This is a genomic window from Leisingera sp. ANG59 (assembly GCF_013317235.1).
Taxonomy (GTDB): domain Bacteria; phylum Pseudomonadota; class Alphaproteobacteria; order Rhodobacterales; family Rhodobacteraceae; genus Leisingera.
In genome coordinates this window covers 138,821-156,218 of sequence record NZ_WLCM01000003.1, presented here as the reverse complement: position 1 = coordinate 156,218, position 17,398 = coordinate 138,821, and the positions used below count along the sequence as shown (strand labels likewise).

Below are 17,398 nucleotides of genomic sequence, written 5' to 3'. Positions count from 1 at the left end.
AAAATCCCAGCCGCGGCCGGGATGTCAGCTGACGGCAGAAAATCTGCTCTTACGGGCCTTGGTATTCAAACAAGGTGGCAGACACGTCGTCCTCCAGCCCATGTTCCTTGCTCATCATCTGGGTCAAATGCCAGTAAAGGTCGTCGAGGAACTCCTTGCCATTTTGTTCTGGCCCGCACTTCTGGACCAGTTCCAGCAATCCCTCAGGCTCAAGCATGGACCCGTCTTCCAGCCGCGCTTCGGTAAATCCGTCCGAGAACAGCAGCAACCGGTCGCCGCGCTCCATTGTGAACTCTTCCTGGCTGTAACCGATATCCGGCACTAACCCGACAGGTACACCGCCCTTTCCGATGAATTCCAGCTCGCCTGTCTTGCGCATCAAAAGCGGATGCGGATGGCCTGCTTGCACCATTTTGACGACACCGCTGCGCAGGTCAGCGATGCAATACGCCATCGTAAAATATTCTTCTATCCCAGTATCAGCAATCAGCCGCGCGTTCAGAAGGCTGGCTACTTCTTCAGGCTGGCGAAGGGCATAGAACCGGTTGAACCGCTTCTCCATCCCGACGTTCTGGTCGAAATAATGGGACGAAAGGTAACCACCCAATCGCGCCGTCATCATTGCAGAGGTGATGCCATGGCCGGACACGTCGATCGAGTAGAAGCCGATTCGGTTTACACCGGGCGAAAACATCCCGACCAGATCCCCGCCGATATGGCCACAGGGTTTAAGCAGCAGGCTGACCGTGGAAGAGCCGAATTCCTTGGAAAGCTCCGGCACCAGGGATTCCTGGATTTTTCGGGCTTGAATAAGATCTTTGTCGATTGCGTCATAGACTCGCTGCAGTTCACCTAGGGTTTCAGACACGATGCGGTTCTTCTCAGAAAGCTCCCGCTGCATCCGCAAGATCCGCTCGCCGGCGGAGATCCGTGCCCGTAACTCATCAGAGCTGACCGGCTTCGTCAGAAAATCATCGGCGCCTGCATCAAGCCCTTCAGCAACTTCATTTTTTTCGCTCTTGGAGGTCAGCAGAATGAAGTAGGCGTAGTCCTCGCTGGTGCGGGCGCGGAATGCACGGCAAAACTCCAATCCGTTCATGCCCGGCATCATCCAGTCGCTGAGAATCAGATCGGGGGTCTCCTGCCTGCAGATTTCCATTGCTGCCTCGCCGCTGTCGGCTTCAACGACTTCGAATCCCCACTTCTTGAGCGACGCCACAAGAATGCGTCTTTGCAGGCGGCTGTCGTCTACAACCAGAACACGGCGTATTGATCCGGCCACTGTCTGGTCCTCGTCGTTCATCGAACTTTCTGGCAGCACCGAAGGCACCTCACAAATGGCAAAATCAGAAGATCATGTGATACTATCGGCCCAGAGATTTAACAGGCAGTGAAGCCTAAAATTTGAGTTGCCTACTTTATTTCACCATATTTTTACTGCAAACAACATATGTTGTACGCACAGCGAAAGATCGTAAGGACGTATCACATGATTGACTGGCCACGCGTGACAGAGCTGCGCGAAGAGGTAGGCGCCGCGGATTTCGGGGAAGTTGTGGATATTTTTCTGGAAGAGGTCGAAGAAGTCATCGGCAAGCTGGAAGTCGGCAACCGCAGCCAGTTGGAGCAAGACCTGCATTTTCTGAAAGGCAGCGCGCTTAACTTGGGATTTGAAGAGTTTTCGTCAATGTGCATGGATGGCGAGCGCAAGTCTGCAAATGGGGAAGCAGAAGGTGTCGACGTCGCCGCCATTATTGCCAAATTCCAAGCGTCCAAATCTGCCTTTCTAACCGGTTTGTCGGAAAAGTTCTGATCTCATTCTGGATCAGATTACAAACTGCGCCAATGTCTCGTCTCTGGTGATATCCGTGTAGGTCATGCCTGCTGCATCCAGACGCGCAAACAGCTGCTCGAAGTTTTCCGGCCGTTTGGTTTCGATCCCGATCAGAACTGAGCCAAAGTTGCGGGCTGACTTCTTCATATATTCAAAGCGGGCGATGTCGTCCTCGGGACCGAGGATGCCGAGAAACTCCTTCAGCGCACCGGGCCGCTGCGGCAGCCGCAGAATGAAATACTTCTTTACCCCCGAGTAGCGTTGCGCACGTTCCTTGACCTCGGGCAGCCGTTCGAAATCGAAATTCCCGCCGGAGGTAACGCAAACGACGGCCTTGCCTCGGATCCATGAGCGCACATCCTGCAGCGCCTCAACTGACAACGCGCCGGCAGGCTCCAGCACGATGCCCTCGACGTTCAGCATCTCAATTATGGTGGCGCAGATCCGGTCTTCGGAAATCGCCAGAACATCCGGCAGCGGCACGTCTTTCAGGATGTCAAAGGGCAAATCGCCTATCCGCCCCACCGCGGCGCCATCCACAAAGGTATCGACAGTGTCCAACGGCACCGGCTTGCCCGCCGCCAGCGCCGCACGCAGGCAGGCGCCGCCGTCGGGTTCGACAAACAGGCTGTGCACCTCATCGCCAAACCACGATGAAACGCCTGCAGACATGCCACCGCCGCCAACCGGCAGCAGCACGTGATCAGGCGCCTTGCCCAGCTGTTCCTCAATCTCCACCGCGATGGAGGCCTGGCCTTCGATCACATCGGCATCGTCAAAGGGCGACAAGAAGTGCCCGCCCTCCTGGGCGCACCATTCCTGCGCAGCGGCCAGGCAGACGTCGAAGTAATCCCCGACCAAATGGATCTCAATATTGTCGCCGCCGAACATCCGGGTCTTCTGGATTTTCTGCTGCGGCGTAGTGACTGGCATAAAAATCACGCCGCGCTTGCCCATGTGGCGGCACATGAAGGCGACGCCCTGGGCGTGATTGCCTGCCGAGGCACAGACAAACAGCTCCTGATCCGGCTGCTTGCGCATCGCGTTCAGCGCACCGCGGATCTTGTAGGAGCGGACCGGGCTCAGGTCCTCGCGCTTGAGGTAGATGTCGGCGCCGAAGCGCTCCGACAGATGCACATTGCGCTGCAGCGGCGTTGCGGGAAACACATCGCGCATCGCCTGCTCGGCGGCGCGGGCCTGGGTCTTGAAATCGCTCATGTATCCTTCAGTGGCGCAAGCCCGCCTCCAAGGCAAGAGGCGGGAGACAAGCATACATAAGAATACCGGCAATCAGACCGGGCGGCCCTCGACGTAGTGACCGTAGAGGGTGGTCAAAAGGCTGATGTTCAGCAACGCCAGGGCAGCAGACACGAGGATTGAAACACCGGCAGCAAGAGTTGGGGATGCAGCTAGGGATTCGGCAATGAATTGGGCTGCGTATTGTGCGGCAACCATTATGGCAGCAAGCCCCAAAAGGTCGCCAAAGGCGTTTCCGGTATAATTCCAAGCTGCGCGCAATCCCATGTCCGTGCCCAGGGCTGCCGCAGGCAGGATTACTGAAAGCCTGAGAACAAGATAGGTGATGAAGATCGCAATCGGCAGATTGATCAACTGCAGGGCAGCCGGTCCTGCTCCGCTGAGAATTGTCGTCAGCAGAAGCACCACCAGCAACACAGGGATCATCAAACAGATGAGTACCAGCGCAATCTGCACAGAACGTCCGAAATAGGCCATCACCCGGCTACCTTCCAGGCGCGGCAGCCAGCCCTGCGGCATTTCCTCCAGCAGAACAAAGCGGTGCCAGGCCACCACGCTCCACACCCCGACCAAAAGCGAGAGAACGATAACTAAAAACAACGGGCCGCTTAAGCCTGAGTTCTCCGGCAACTGAGTTATTGCACCCCATTGCAAAATTTCCCACAGGCCGGTCATTCTCAAAAACGTTGCAAACAGTGCAACTATCAGCAGCGTGGGAACCAGAAACACGCGAAGCATATCGCCAAAGTTCCGCACAAGCATTCCGACCGAATGGCTGAACAGCGCCCAAGGTTTCATGAAAATCCGCTCCAGTTTTGAAAATCTTGTCAGGCGCGGACCATAGTTGCCGCCGGCTTGGCGTGAAACCCCGGAAAACCTTGCCCTTGCGTCCAAAACCCGATACGCCGCAGGCGTTCTGACCTGAGAGGGAATTCCATGTCCGCGCCCAAGAAAGTTGTGCTCGCCTATTCCGGCGGCCTCGACACCTCGATCATCCTGAAATGGCTGCAGACCGAATACGGCTGCGAAGTTGTCACCTTCACCGCCGATCTCGGCCAGGGTGAGGAACTGGAGCCCGCCCGCAAGAAAGCGGAGATGCTGGGCATCAAGCCGGAAAACATCTTCATCGAAGATGTGCGCGAGGAATTTGTCCGCGACTTCGTGTTCCCGATGTTCCGCGCCAATGCGGTTTACGAGGGGCTCTACCTGCTCGGCACCTCCATCGCCCGCCCGCTGATCTCCAAGCGTCTGGTCGAGATCGCTGAAGCCACCGGCGCCGACGCGGTTGCACATGGCGCCACCGGCAAGGGCAACGACCAGGTCCGTTTCGAACTGGCAGCCTATGCGCTGAACCCGGACATCAAGGTGATCGCGCCCTGGCGCGAGTGGGACCTGTCCTCGCGCACCAAGCTGCTGGAGTTTGCCGAGGCGCATCAGATCCCGATCGCCAAGGACAAGCGTGGTGAGGCGCCCTTCTCTGTCGACGCCAACTTGCTGCATACCTCCTCCGAGGGCAAAGTGCTGGAAGACCCGGCGGAAATGGCACCTGATTACGTCTACCAGCGCACCGTCCACCCCGAGGAAGCACCGGACACTCCGGAGTTCATCGAGATCACCTTTGAAAAGGGCGACCCGGTTGCCATCAACGGCGAAGCAATGTCGCCTGCAACCATCCTGACCGAACTGAACGAATACGGCCGCAAGCACGGCATCGGCCGCCTCGACCTGGTCGAGGGACGTTTCGTGGGCATGAAATCCCGCGGCATCTACGAGACCCCGGGCGGCACCATCATGCTGGAAGCCCATCGCGGCATCGAATCCATCACCATGGACCGCGGTGCGATGCACCTGAAGGACCAGCTGATGCCGCAGTACGCCGAGCTGATCTATAACGGCTTCTGGTACTCGCCTGAGCGCGAGATGCTGCAGGCCGCCATCGACGCCAGCCAGAAACATGTCTCCGGCACCGTGCGCGTGAAGCTCTACAAAGGCTCGGTGAACACCGTTGGCCGCTGGTCGGACAACTCGCTCTACTCGGAGGCGCATGTGACCTTCGAGGAAGACGCCGGCGCCTACGACCAGAAGGACGCCGCAGGCTTCATCCAGCTGAACGCTCTGCGTCTCAAACTGCTGGCCGCCCGCGAGCGCCGGATCAAGAAGTGAGTGATCACGACGGCATAGACGGCGAATTCGAGGACGATTTCGCGGAAGAGCTGGATATGTTCGTCGAAGCTCAGGACACTGTCTGGACGGCTGTCCTGAGCGAACTCTCTGCAGGTCAGAAGACGAGCCACTGGATGTGGTTCGTCTTTCCCCAACTGGCTGAGCTTGGCCGCTCCCATATGGCGCAGCTTTACGGGATCGAAGACCTGGCCGAGGCCACAGCCTATTTGAACCACCAGATACTGCACGCCCGTCTGGTCGAGGTCAGCCGGCTGATGCTGTCTCATCAGGGCGCGGATGCCGCGCAAATCCTTGGCGGCATCGACGCCAAGAAACTGCGCTCCTCAATGACGCTGTTTGCCGCCGTTCCCGGCGCGCCGGCGGAATTCCAAGAGGTTCTGGATGCTTTTTACGGGGGCCAGCCTTGCCCGCTGACCAACACCGCGCTTGCCGCAGCGTAACCCTTCCGCCTCTCCCGCGGTCAATCTTGCCCGGTATTATCTCTCCGCCTAACCCTCTGGTAAAGCGAGGGAGGACGAAATGGCTTTGGACGATATTGCGGCTGGAATCCGGGACGGACTGACCGGGAAGAGTTTCGACGGGTCGCTGAAATTCGATTGCGGAACGGACGGTGTGATTGTCCTGTCGGACGGAAGTGCCAGCACAGACGACCGCGAAACGGACTGCACGCTGAGGTTGTCGGCTGAAAATCTGAAGAAGCTGCTGACCGGAAACCTCAATCCGATGACAGCCGTCATGATGGGCAAGATCAAAATTTCCGGCGACATGGGCGTTGCCATGAAACTGAGCAAGCTGATCGGCTGACCCGCTTTCTCCGGCTGCAGGTGTCCAGGCCCAAAGGGTAATGCCCCTCCGCCGGTCAGATCTTTGCAGCCTTCATCTGCTCATAATAGGGCATCGCAGCCTGGAATACCGGCTGCAGTTCTTCCGGCACTTCAGGCAGACGGCCTTCCGGGCCGGCGAATCCGGTTGAAGTCCAGACTGCTCCGTACCAATGGGCGGCCCAGACGCCGTCATCCTTGTGCCCGCCCTTGGGCCAGCTCAGCATCTTCGGTGAATACGGCACGCCAATCCTCTCGCACAGCTGCTCCAGCTTGACAGCCGGGTTCTCTCGGATGTCATGGCTGTCCACCACAACCGGCACCTGTCCCCAGCCGCGCACGAGATCAAACAGCTCTGCCTGCTGGCGGAATCCTATGTCCTCCAGCACCGGATTCTCCCGTTTCGCCGCGTAAGAGGCGATCACCCGTGCCGGGTGCCGGATCAGAAAGACATTGGTGACATCCCGCATCCATTCACGCGGAACGCCTGGGATCATGTGCTGCGTCATGTGTTTCTGGTAGTAGAACGGCTTGGCCGCCGGCACCGGTCCCAGCAAAGCCTGTGCCACGGACACAGGATCCTGCGGCTGGCTTTCCAGGATTTCCGCACGCATCGGATGATTGAGGCCTGTCATAGCCAGATAGGCCGCATAAAACGGCTCATCCACAACGGCGCAATCGCCGCGGTTGCCAAAGGCATACATCATCGCCGTCGACAGGTTCCTTGGCCCGGACCACATGGCAATCCGCATCAGGCGCACTCCTTCTCGATCAGCGCCTTGTAGAGACCGCGGATACGCTCCGTCACGGGACCCATCTGACCGCTGCCGATCTGCCGTCCATCAATGCTGCCCACCGGGGTTTGCGCGCCAAACGTCCCGGTGAGAAAGGCCTCATCCGCACCGTAGGTGTCAACAAGAGAGTAGTTCCGCTCGTAGACCGGAATGCCGTTATCGCGGCAAAGATCAATTACTTTCTGCCGGGTGATACCGTTCATGCAGTAGTCACCGGTGGAAGTCCAAACTGCCCCTTTTCGGACGATAAAGAAGTTGCAGGCGTTGGTGGTGTTCACAAAGCCATTCACATCCAGCATCAGCGCCTCATCCGCGCCGGCCTTCTCCGCCGCAATGCAGGCGAGGATGCAGTTCAGCTTGGAGTGGGAGTTGAGCTTGGGATCCTGGGTCATCGGCAGCCCGCGGAGATGCGGCACCGTTGCCAGCTTGATCGACCGCGGCAGGTTGGGGCGCGAATGCTCCATGATAATGGTCATCGTCGGCCCCTGGCGCGACAGCGAAGGATGCTGGAACGGGCGGGTTTTAACACCGCGCGTGACCATCAGGCGGGCATGAGCGTCCGAAATCATCCCATTGGCCTTTTGTGTCTCTAACAAAGCGCTTTTGACACCATCCCGGTCCAAGCCGATGTCCAGATCAATCGCCTTGGCTGCTTCAAACAGGCGGTCAAGATGTTCATCTATGAAGGCCCAAGTGCCATTGTACAGCCGCAGCCCCTCCCAAACGCCGTCGCCCAGCATGAAACCGCTGTCATATACGCTGACCTTGGCCTCAGCCTTGGGAACGATTTCACCATTCAAATAAATCAGGATCGCTTCGTTGCGCTGATCTTCTTCGGCCTGGTGGGTGCTCATCTTGTCGGTCATGGAATCCTCCTTGGCCGGCACGTTAGTAATACTGGATCCGGAATCCAAACGATAACGTGCTGTCACCAGTCCGTGAAATCCTGACGTGCCGGCTTGAGCAGGGGCGCGGCAGCCGGCAGTCTGGCAGCAAGACAGGATGGAGTCGGGAATGAGAGTTCTGGAAAAATTGAAACCCCTGGTATTGACCGGTGCGATCACCTTCGGAGTTGCGGCACACGGCAATCCGTTGCGCGCGCAGTCGACCGAAGTTCTGACCGTTGCCGGCGGCTGTTTCTGGTGTGTGGAAAGCGATTTCGAAGGGGTGCCGGGTGTGGTTGAAGCCGTATCCGGTTACACGGGTGGCACCACGGCGAACCCCACTTACAAAGACGTCACCCGCGGTGGCACCGGCCACTATGAGGCGGTGCAGATTATCTTTGATCCAGCCAAAGTCTCTCGCGAGCATCTTCTCACGCTTTTCTTCCGCTCAGTGGACCCCACCGATCCTGGCGGCCAGTTCTGCGACCGTGGCAACAGTTATCGCACCGCAGTTTTTGTTTCTAACAAGGAAGAAAGGGCTCTTTCTGAACAAGTAAAGGCAGAAGCCCAGCAGGCCTTGGGGCAGAAAATCGTGACCCCGATCCTGCAATCCAAGACTTTCTACGAGGCGGAAGACTACCACCAGGACTATTACAAGGGCGACAGCCTGGTTTTCACCCGGTTCGGCCCCAAACGGCAGGCGGCAGCTTACAAACGCTACCGTCAGGCCTGCGGGCGCGATGCGAAGGTGTCGCAGCTTTGGGGCGACGCGGCGCCCTTCGCCAAAGGGCACTGAGGCAGGGGAGCCCAGGTCAGAACCGGGCGGCCTGCACTTCCTTCAAATCAGGAATGACGTCAGCCGTGCCCCGGCGCGTGACCATAAGGGCCCCTGCGCGGCTTGCCTGTTCCATCGCCTCCGCAACTGTCAGGCCCAGATCCAAACCAGACAATACGTAGCCGGTAAAAGTATCGCCTGCACCGGTTGTATCAACCGGCGTGACTGGCAAGGCAGGCACGTCACTGACAGCGCCCGTGTCTCCGTCAATATGCCGTGCGCCCTTGGCGCCCAGGGTGATGATCACATCCTTGATGCCAAGCTCTCCCGGTTGTTTCCCCGTTGCCTGCGCAAGCTGCTGTGCCTCGATCTCATTCAGGATCAGAAAGTCCAAGTAGGGAAGAACCGCCTGCACAGCGTCTGCATCAAACGGGGCGGCAGCGTAGCAGACGCGCAGCCCCTTCTGCCGGCCCAACTGCGCCGCCTCTGCCTGCATGCTGGTTTCGTTCTGCATGACCAGGATGTCACCAGACTTCGCCAGGGACAGAGCCCGATCCACCTGATCCTGGCTCAGTGCGCGATTGGCGCCGGGGAACAGAATGATCTGGTTTTCGCCCTCAGGCTCGACCACGATGATCGCATGGCCGGTCGGGGTGTCTGCTTGGACAATGTGGCCGGTGCCAACCCCATACGCCTTCAGCCTCTCGACCGCCCATTCTCCGTCAGGACCCACAGCACCTATATGGTTCACAGAGCTGCCGGCACGGGCCGCAGCAACGGACATATTGGCACCCTTGCCGCCAAGAAAACGGTCAAGGCTGCGGGCAGCAAGGGTTTCCCCCGCCGCCGGCAGATGCGGCATGGCATAGACCATGTCCGCATTGATCGAGCCGAGGTTCCAGATTGCCATGTCAGATCACCCGATATTGCAGGCTGCCAGCACCGCCATGTTCAGAATGTCATTGGTGGTGGAGGTGGTCGAACAGATCTGGATCGGCTTATCGATGCCGGACAGGATCGGACCAATCACCGTGGCACCGCCCATTTCCTGCATCAGCTTGACCGAAATTGAAGCCGAGTGGCGGGCCGGCACGATCAGGACGTTGGCCGGGCCAGTCAACCGCTGGAACGGGTAATACCGCTGCGCGCGCTCGTTCAGAGCCACGTCGACGGTCATCTCACCTTCATACTCGAAGTCGACGCCGCGCTTGTCCAGCACAGTGGGAGCGACATGCATCTTCTCGGCCCGTTCTGACACCGGATAGCCGAAGGTGGAGAAGCTGACGAAGGCCACCCGCGGTTCAAGCCCCATATGGCGGGCCACCACGGCCGCGCGTTCCGCGATGTTGGCCAGGTGGTTTTCGTCCGGCCATTCGTGCACCAGCGTGTCGCCGATCAGCACGATCCGGCCCTTGTGCAACAGCGCGGTCACACCAGCCACGCCGTGATCCGCGTCGGCATCGAAGACATGGTTGATCCGGTCCAGCACATGCGCCGACTTACGGGTCGCGCCAGTCACCAGGCCGTCACCATGCCCATGCGCCAGCATCAGGCTGGAGAACACATGCCGGTCGCGGCCCACCAAGCGATGGATGTCCTTACGGTCAAACCCTTTGCGCTGCAGGCGGTTGTACAGGAATTCCTTGTACATCTCGAAATGCGGCGTGTTGGCCGCATTCACCACTTCCAGTTCACGCACGGCATCCCCCAGACCGGCTTTCTCCAGCTTGGTGCGCACGTCCTCCGGCCGTCCCACGACCAGCGATTTCCCAAAACCCGAGCGCTGGTACATCACTGCGGCACGCAGCGCCCGCGGGTCGTCGCCCTCGGCGAAGATCATCCGCGACTGGGCAGAGCGCGCGCGGGCATTCAGGCCGCGCAGGATCGAGGCCGTCGGGTCCATGCGCGACTTCAAACCCACCTCATAGGCGTCCATGTCCACGATCGGGCGGCGCGCCGCACCGGTATCCATGCCCGCCTTGGCCACGGCCGGCGGAATCCGGTGGATCAGCCGCGGATCAAACGGGGTTGGAATGATGTAATCGCGGCCAAAAGTCAGCGATTTGCCATAAGCCAGCGCCACCTCGTCCGGCACATCCTCGCGCGCCAGCGCCGCCAGCGCATGCGCACAGGCAATCTTCATCTCGTCATTGATGGCACGGGCATGAATGTCCAGCGCTCCGCGGAACAGATAGGGGAAGCCCAGGACGTTGTTGACCTGGTTCGGGTAATCCGAGCGGCCGGTGGCGACGATGGCGTCAACCCTCACTTCATGCGCCTCTTCCGGGGTGATTTCCGGATCGGGGTTGGCCATCGCAAAGATCACCGGATTGTCGGCCATTGAGGCGACCATCTCCTGAGTCACTGCGCCTTTGACCGAAACGCCGAGGAACACATCAGCCCCGCGCATTGCTTCTTCGAGGGTACGCAGATCGGTCTGGATCGCATGGGCCGATTTCCACTGGTTCATGCCTTCAGTGCGGCCCTGGTAGATCACGCCCTTGGTATCGCAGGCGATGCAGTTTTCATGCCGCGCGCCCATGGCTTTCAGCAGCTCGATACAGGCGATGCCTGCCGCGCCGGCGCCATTGAGGACGATCTTCACATCTTCGATCTTTTTGCCAGACAGATGCAGCGCGTTGATCAGGCCTGCCGCACAGATCACCGCAGTGCCGTGCTGGTCATCATGAAACACCGGAATGTCCATCTCTTCCTTGAGCTTCTGCTCAATGATGAAACATTCGGGCGCCTTGATATCTTCCAGGTTGATGCCGCCAAAGGTCGGCCCCATCAGCTTGACCGCCTCGATGAACTTGTCCGGGTCTTCGGTATCCAGTTCGATGTCGATCGAGTTCACATCGGCAAAGCGTTTGAAGAGGACCGATTTGCCTTCCATCACCGGCTTGGAGCCCAGCGCACCCAAATTGCCAAGGCCTAATACAGCCGTGCCGTTGGAGATCACCGCAACGAGGTTGCCCTTGTTGGTGTAATCATAGGCGGTCTCCGGATTCTCAGCGATGGACTCGCAAGGCACCGCAACGCCCGGAGAATACGCCAGCGACAGGTCCCGCTGTGTGGTCATCGGGACCGTGGCATTGATCTCCCATTTGCCCGGAGATGGCTCCAGGTGGAACGCCAGGGCTTCTTCGTCGGTGATCTTGTTCTTGGGCATTTAATCTCGTGTCCTCTCCTCGTCGCGGACCGTCTTAGCCCAGCCCAACGCGCCCCTCAATCCGCGGTTTCAAGAATCTGTATTGCCAGAATTTAGAAAAAAGCGGCTAAAAGACGATAGATTCCGTCAGGTTTTAGCCTCAAAGCAGACCACGGAATGCTGCAATTCCTTAATAGGTATTAACGCGCACCTATCTTCCAGGTGGCGCTGAGGTCCGGAAGCCAGGGGACTGCAAGCAACGGTCAGAACGGCTATTGTCCGCCCGTCAAGGGCATAGGATCAAAGGAAAAGTGAGGAATGATAAGCTTCCACAACAATTCCGGTGCGATGGTGGCCTTGCAGACATTGGGCGGAGTCAATTCTCAGCTCAACCAAACGCAGGACAGCATTTCCACCGGTCAGAATATTAGTACCGCACAAGATAACGCAGCCCTCTGGGCGATCTCCGAGCTGATGAATTCCGATATTTCCGGTTTGCGCTCAGTCTCGGACTCTTTGTCGCTGGGCGAGGCTACTGTGGCGGTTGCCTCAGCCGGCGCAGAGCAGATCACCGAAACCCTGACTGAGATGCGGTCACTGGCCATTATGGCAAGCAGCGGCATGGGTGATTTCAGCAAATATGAAGAGGCCATGTCGAAGAAGACTGAGCAGATCAATTCGATCATCTCGTCTTCTGGGTTCAACGGGGTGAACCTGCTGAAAACCGATGTCGACGGGGCCGGCGGCACTGGGCTGACGGTACCGTCAGCGATTTCCAGCGACGGCAGCCTCAGCACTCTCAGCGTGGACGGTGTGGACTTTGAAGGCAGCCCGCTGTTCGATCTCGGCAGCCGGACCACAATCACTGACGGTGCCAGCGCCCTGACTGCTTTGGGTGAAATCGAAGGCTTTCTTGCCTACGCAATCGAAGGTTCGGCGGCTTTGGGGTCGAGTGCCAATCAGCTTGCTGGCCAAGGTGACTATGTCAGCAAACAATCGGATGCGCTTTCCCGCGGGGTCAGCTCCATGATCGACACCAATATAGAAGAAGCCGCAACCAAGCTGCTGGCCCTCCAAGCGCAGCAGCAGTTGAGCACAGTGTCGCTCTCAATTGTCAACACGATGCCCGACACTTTGCGAAACCTCTACTGACAGCAGGCTGCCGCCGGGCCGCTCGGCGGCAACCATATCCGGGTTTTCCTCGCCCCGCCCCCATTGTAGATGTCTTGCAAAGACGACCCCGGGGGACCTCCAATGACAGTAACGCCCATGATGGCGCAGTATCTCGAGATCAAAGAAGCGCACGCCGATGCGCTACTTTTCTACCGGATGGGCGACTTTTATGAGATGTTCTTTGAGGACGCGGTCAATGCCGCCGAGGCGCTGGACATCGCACTGACAAAACGCGGCAAACACAACGGCGAGGACATCCCGATGTGCGGTGTGCCGGTCCACGCTGCCGAAGGGTATCTGCTTACACTGATCCGCAAGGGTTTCCGCGTAGCCGTGGGTGAACAGCTGGAAAGCCCAGCCGAAGCTAAGAAGCGCGGCTCAAAATCCGTGGTGAAACGCGATGTGGTGCGATTGGTCACCCCCGGCACGCTGACCGAGGATTCCCTGCTGGAAGCGCGCCGCCACAATTTCCTGGTCTCCTATTCGGAACTCCGGGACGATGCCGCGCTGGCTTGGGCCGATATCTCCACAGGCGCATTTCACGTGATGCCAGTTGCGCGGGTGCGGCTGTCACCCGAACTGGCCCGCCTGGCGCCATCTGAACTGATCGTTGCCGATGGTCCCGCCTATGACGCCGCCCGCCCGCTGGCCGATGAATACAAGATCCCGCTGACCCCCCTGGGAAAAGCAAGCTTTGACAGCACCGCTGCCGAAAAACGCATCTGCACTCTGTTCAACGTCAGCGCGCTGGACGGCTTTGGAACCTTCACCCGCGCCGAAGTCTCGGCGATGGGCGCGCTGATCGACTATCTGGAGATTACCCAGAAAGGCAAACTGCCGCTGCTGCTGCAGCCGCAGCAGGAGGCTCAGGACCGGGTGGTGCAGATCGACGCCGCCACCCGCCGCAATCTGGAACTGACGCGGTCCCTGTCCGGCGGCCGGGCCGGCTCTCTGCTGTCCGTCGTGGACCGGACCGTCACCCCGGGCGGCGCCCGTTTGCTGGAACAGCGGCTGTCCAGCCCCTCGCGCAATCTGGACACCGTCCACCAGCGGCTGGCCGCACTGGATTTTGCCGTCGACAACACGCAAGCATCCGAAGACCTGCGCGCTGCGCTGCGCAAGACACCGGACCTCGACCGCGCGCTTTCGCGCCTCTCGCTGGAGCGCGGCGGCCCTCGCGATCTGGCTGCAATCCGCAATGGGTTGTCGCAGGCAGAAGTGATCGTCGGCCTCTGCACCGGAAAAGATCTGCCGGAGCTGATGTCCAGCGCCTTGTCCGATCTTCAGGATTTCGATGATCTGCTGTCTCTTTTGGACGCAGCCCTTGTCGCCGAACCGCCGCTGCTGGCCCGCGATGGCGGTTTCATTGCAACCGGCTATGATGCCGAATTGGACGAAGCCCGCACGCTGCGTGACGAGGGCCGCTCTGTCATTGCTTCAATGCAGAAGAAATACGCGGAGCACACCGGCGTCGCCTCGCTGAAGATCAAGCACAACAACGTGCTGGGCTACTTCATCGAAACCACTGCGACACACGCAGACAAGATGATGTCGCCGCCGCTGAACGAGACCTATATCCACCGCCAGACTACAGCCAACCAAGTCCGGTTCACCACAGTGGAGCTGAGCGAGATCGAGACCCGCATCCTGAATGCAGGCAACCTAGCGCTGGAGATCGAAAAGCGGCTCTATGCAAAGCTTTCTAGTGCCGTTCTGGACAATGCCGCGCGCCTCAACACTGCTGCGCGGGGACTGGCGGAACTGGATCTGCTGACGGGGCTTGCTGATCTAGCCCGCGGCGAAAACTGGAACCGTCCCAAAGTCGACAACAGCCGTGCGTTTCACGTGCAAGGCGGCCGCCACCCGGTTGTGGAACAGGCTCTGCGCCAGAATGGCGGCGAGACCTTTGTCGCGAACGACTGCGATCTCAGCGCCAGCGACGGCGCCGCAGTCTGGTTGCTGACCGGCCCCAACATGGCGGGTAAGTCGACATTCCTGCGCCAGAACGCTTTGATTGCCCTGCTCGCCCAGATGGGCAGCTATGTCCCGGCTGAGGCCGCGCACATCGGCGTTGTGAGCCAGCTTTTCAGCCGCGTCGGCGCCTCCGATGACTTGGCCCGCGGACGCTCCACCTTCATGGTGGAGATGGTCGAAACCGCCGCGATCCTGAACCAGGCAGACGACCGCGCGCTGGTGATCCTTGATGAAATCGGCCGTGGCACAGCAACATATGACGGCCTGTCCATTGCCTGGGCGACGCTCGAGCACCTGCATGAGGTGAATCGCTCCCGCGCCCTGTTTGCCACCCATTACCACGAGCTGACACAGCTTGCTGCCAAGCTGGACGGCGTCGACAACGCCACCGTGGCGGTCAAGGAGTGGGAAGGCGAGGTCATCTTCCTGCACGAGGTGCGCAAAGGTGCTGCCGACCGCTCCTATGGTGTCCAGGTGGCGCAGCTTGCCGGCCTGCCAGCCTCGGTTGTTACACGTGCGCGTGATGTGCTCGACATGCTGGAACAGGGAAGCCGTCAAGGCGGGTCCAAGATCCAGATCGACGACCTGCCTCTTTTTGCCGCCGCGCCGCCGCAGCCCAAGGCACCGGCGGGCCTCTCTCCGGCCGAAGAACTCCTAGCCAGCATCCATCCGGACGACCTCTCTCCGCGGGAAGCGCTGGAGGTGCTCTACAAGCTCAAAGAGGCCGCAGGCTAAAAAAAGGCAGGCCCAAACCGGACCTGCCCTTTCATCATTCGGAGAAAACCCCGCAGAAGGCACAGGCTCGTCAGGGCCTGTCCGCATCAGCTGGCCGGCGTTGATGATACACCAACCTGTGCGGCGCGCAGCAGCCGGTCATGCAGCATGAAGCCTTCCGCGGATACCTGAATGATGTCGCCCGCCTTGGTGCCCGGCACCGGCGCCTCGAACATTGCTTCATGCATTTGCGGATCGAACTTGTCCCCCACCTCCGGAGACACGATCCGGATACCGTGCTTCTCGAACACCCCCAGCAGCGAGCGCATGGTCAGTTCCACGCCCTCGATCAGGGCTGCAGAAACCTCGCGCTGCTCATCGGTTGCCGCTTCGATAGCACGTTTCATGTTATCATAGACCGGCAGCATGTCGCGGGCCAGCTTCGAGCCACCGTACTGTTCTGCCTCGCGGCGTGCCTTGTCGCCCCGCTTGCGGGCGTTTTCCGCATCCGCCAGCGCCCGCATGAAGCGGTCCTTCAGCTCATCCCGTTCCGCCCGGAGCGCATCGATTTCCAGCGAGGCGTCATCAAACTCCTCGGTCTGCGCAGCCAGCTCTTCAGCCTCGGCGGCGGCGATGTCATCCAGAAAGTCTTCGTCCTTGAGCTCTGCCATGTTTCACCTCTAACTCCGGTCGGACAACAGTTTGCCGACCAGCTGTGCCGTGTAGTCCACGATCGGCACAATCCGTCCGTAATTCAGGCGCGTCGGGCCAATCACCCCAACCGCACCGATGATCTTTCGATCCGCGTTCATATAGGGAGACACCACCAAAGAGGAACCCGAAAGTGAGAAAAGTTTGTTCTCCGACCCGATAAAAATGCGCACGCCCTCGCCTTCTTCGGTCAGTTCGAGGAACTCGGCAATGTCACGCTTGCGCTCCAGGTCGTCAAACAGCGTGCGGATACGCTCCAGCTCCTCCGCGGCGCCGGACTCTGCCAGAAGATTCGCCCGTCCCCGCACAATCAGCCGGGCCTGTTCGCTGCCTTCTTCTTCCCAGACCGCCAGCCCGCTTTCAATCATTGCGTGTGCAAGGCTGTCTATTTCTTGCCGACGCGCTGAAATTTCCCGCTGGATCTGCCGCTGAACCTCGCTCAGTGTCTTGCCTTCAATCAGCGCATTCAGGAAATTCGCGGCCTCCCGCATCGAGCTGGGTGTCTGCCCTGGCGGCGGGGTGAACAGCCGGTTCTCCACATGCCCGTCGGAAAACACCAGAACCACCAGAGCGCGGTCATGGGCCAGAGAGACAAATTCGATGTGGCGGATCTCAGCTTCGTGCTTGGGTGTCAGAACCAGGGAGGCGCCCTGCGTCACGCCCGACAACGCCGCACCAACGCGGTCAAGCATGCCGCCAACGTCGCCTGCATTCCTGCCAAGCGTCGCGTCAATCTTCTCCCGGTCCTTTGCATTAAGGTCACCAACCTCTAGCAAACCATCAACAAACATCCGCAGGCCCATCTGCGTGGGCACTCTTCCCGCGCTGACATGCGGGCTGTCCAACAGGCCCAGATATTCCAGGTCCTGCATCACGTTGCGCACGGTGGCGGCACTGACCTTTTCGCTCAACGACCGGGTCAGGGTGCGGCTGCCAACCGGATCGCCGCTCTCCAGATAGCTCTCCACCACTGCCCGGAACACCTCCCGGGAGCGGTCATTCAGGTCCTTCAGAATGTTGTTCGGATCGCTCATCAGCCTACCAGCATTTCTTCCGGTCTAAACATAGGAACCCAGCGCCAAAATGTCATTAAAGAGCACTTCGGGAAAAGGTCAATCGGGCTTGC

16 protein-coding genes are annotated in these 17,398 nt (G+C 59.4%); 7 read left to right on the top strand and 9 right to left on the bottom strand.

Annotation, left to right across the window (positions count from 1 at the left end; translation table 11 throughout):
• Positions 1–49 precede the first annotated feature (49 nt).
• Complete coding sequence (locus GKC28_RS04000; RefSeq protein WP_174145259.1) at positions 50–1,303, bottom strand: PP2C family protein-serine/threonine phosphatase; 1,254 nt, start codon at positions 1,301–1,303, stop codon at positions 50–52.
• Between the two features lie 186 nt (positions 1,304–1,489).
• On the opposite strand from GKC28_RS04000, the gene GKC28_RS03995 reads away from it, so the two are divergent.
• Complete coding sequence (locus GKC28_RS03995) at positions 1,490–1,813, top strand: Hpt domain-containing protein (RefSeq protein ID WP_174145257.1); 324 nt, start codon at positions 1,490–1,492, stop codon at positions 1,811–1,813.
• 12 nt (positions 1,814–1,825) lie between these two features.
• On the opposite strand, the gene ilvA is transcribed toward GKC28_RS03995, so the two are convergent.
• Complete coding sequence (gene ilvA, locus GKC28_RS03990; protein WP_174145255.1) at positions 1,826–3,052, bottom strand: threonine ammonia-lyase IlvA; 1,227 nt, start codon at positions 3,050–3,052, stop codon at positions 1,826–1,828.
• Positions 3,053–3,124: 72 nt separating this feature from the next.
• Positions 3,125–3,889 carry a hypothetical protein gene (locus tag GKC28_RS03985; RefSeq protein ID WP_174145253.1) on the bottom strand — a complete coding sequence of 255 codons (765 nt, stop codon included), beginning with the start codon at positions 3,887–3,889 and terminating at the stop codon, positions 3,125–3,127.
• A 138-nt stretch (positions 3,890–4,027) separates the two neighbouring features.
• Between GKC28_RS03985 and GKC28_RS03980 the strand changes: the two genes are divergently transcribed.
• From GKC28_RS03980 to GKC28_RS03970, 3 genes are all read left to right on the top strand, one after another.
• On the top strand, positions 4,028–5,254 hold the full coding sequence (locus GKC28_RS03980; RefSeq protein ID WP_174145251.1) for an argininosuccinate synthase: 1,227 nt from the start codon (positions 4,028–4,030) through the stop codon (positions 5,252–5,254).
• Positions 5,251–5,715: a DUF1810 domain-containing protein gene (locus GKC28_RS03975; protein ID WP_174145249.1), complete on the top strand. Its 465-nt coding sequence runs from the start codon at positions 5,251–5,253 to the stop codon at positions 5,713–5,715. Before GKC28_RS03980 ends, GKC28_RS03975 begins: the two co-directional genes overlap by 4 nt.
• 79 nt (positions 5,716–5,794) lie before the next feature.
• Complete coding sequence (locus GKC28_RS03970; RefSeq protein WP_174145247.1) at positions 5,795–6,079, top strand: SCP2 sterol-binding domain-containing protein; 285 nt, start codon at positions 5,795–5,797, stop codon at positions 6,077–6,079.
• A 55-nt stretch (positions 6,080–6,134) separates the two neighbouring features.
• On the opposite strand, the gene GKC28_RS03965 is transcribed toward GKC28_RS03970, so the two are convergent.
• Together GKC28_RS03965 and GKC28_RS03960 are read right to left on the bottom strand one after the other, a co-directional pair.
• Positions 6,135–6,848, bottom strand: coding sequence for an HAD family hydrolase (locus GKC28_RS03965; RefSeq protein ID WP_174145245.1), 714 nt, complete (start codon positions 6,846–6,848; stop codon positions 6,135–6,137).
• Positions 6,848–7,756, bottom strand: a complete 909-nt coding sequence (locus tag GKC28_RS03960; protein ID WP_174145243.1) for a D-amino acid aminotransferase — start codon at positions 7,754–7,756, stop codon at positions 6,848–6,850. Before GKC28_RS03960 ends, GKC28_RS03965 begins: the two co-directional genes overlap by 1 nt.
• A gap of 148 nt (positions 7,757–7,904) precedes the next feature.
• On the opposite strand from GKC28_RS03960, the gene msrA reads away from it, so the two are divergent.
• Complete coding sequence (gene msrA, locus GKC28_RS03955) at positions 7,905–8,570, top strand: peptide-methionine (S)-S-oxide reductase MsrA (RefSeq protein WP_174145241.1); 666 nt, start codon at positions 7,905–7,907, stop codon at positions 8,568–8,570.
• 16 nt (positions 8,571–8,586) lie between these two features.
• Here msrA and GKC28_RS03950 read toward each other — a convergent pair whose 3' ends face one another.
• Positions 8,587–9,459 (bottom strand): ribokinase, encoded by an 873-nt coding sequence (locus GKC28_RS03950; RefSeq protein WP_174145239.1) that lies wholly within the window; start codon positions 9,457–9,459, stop codon positions 8,587–8,589.
• Positions 9,460–9,465: 6 nt separating this feature from the next.
• Positions 9,466–11,721, bottom strand: a complete 2,256-nt coding sequence (locus tag GKC28_RS03945) for an NADP-dependent malic enzyme (protein ID WP_174145237.1) — start codon at positions 11,719–11,721, stop codon at positions 9,466–9,468.
• Between the two features lie 297 nt (positions 11,722–12,018).
• On the opposite strand from GKC28_RS03945, the gene GKC28_RS03940 reads away from it, so the two are divergent.
• On the top strand, positions 12,019–12,852 hold the full coding sequence (locus tag GKC28_RS03940) for a flagellin (RefSeq protein WP_174145236.1): 834 nt from the start codon (positions 12,019–12,021) through the stop codon (positions 12,850–12,852).
• Positions 12,853–12,954: 102 nt separating this feature from the next.
• Positions 12,955–15,582: a DNA mismatch repair protein MutS gene (gene mutS, locus GKC28_RS03935; RefSeq protein WP_174145235.1), complete on the top strand. Its 2,628-nt coding sequence runs from the start codon at positions 12,955–12,957 to the stop codon at positions 15,580–15,582.
• 86 nt (positions 15,583–15,668) lie between these two features.
• Here mutS and GKC28_RS03930 read toward each other — a convergent pair whose 3' ends face one another.
• Together GKC28_RS03930 and hrcA are read right to left on the bottom strand one after the other, a co-directional pair.
• Positions 15,669–16,232: a nucleotide exchange factor GrpE gene (locus GKC28_RS03930; protein WP_174145234.1), complete on the bottom strand. Its 564-nt coding sequence runs from the start codon at positions 16,230–16,232 to the stop codon at positions 15,669–15,671.
• Between the two features lie 9 nt (positions 16,233–16,241).
• On the bottom strand, positions 16,242–17,306 hold the full coding sequence (hrcA, locus tag GKC28_RS03925) for a heat-inducible transcriptional repressor HrcA (RefSeq protein ID WP_174145233.1): 1,065 nt from the start codon (positions 17,304–17,306) through the stop codon (positions 16,242–16,244).
• Positions 17,307–17,398 lie beyond the last annotated feature (92 nt).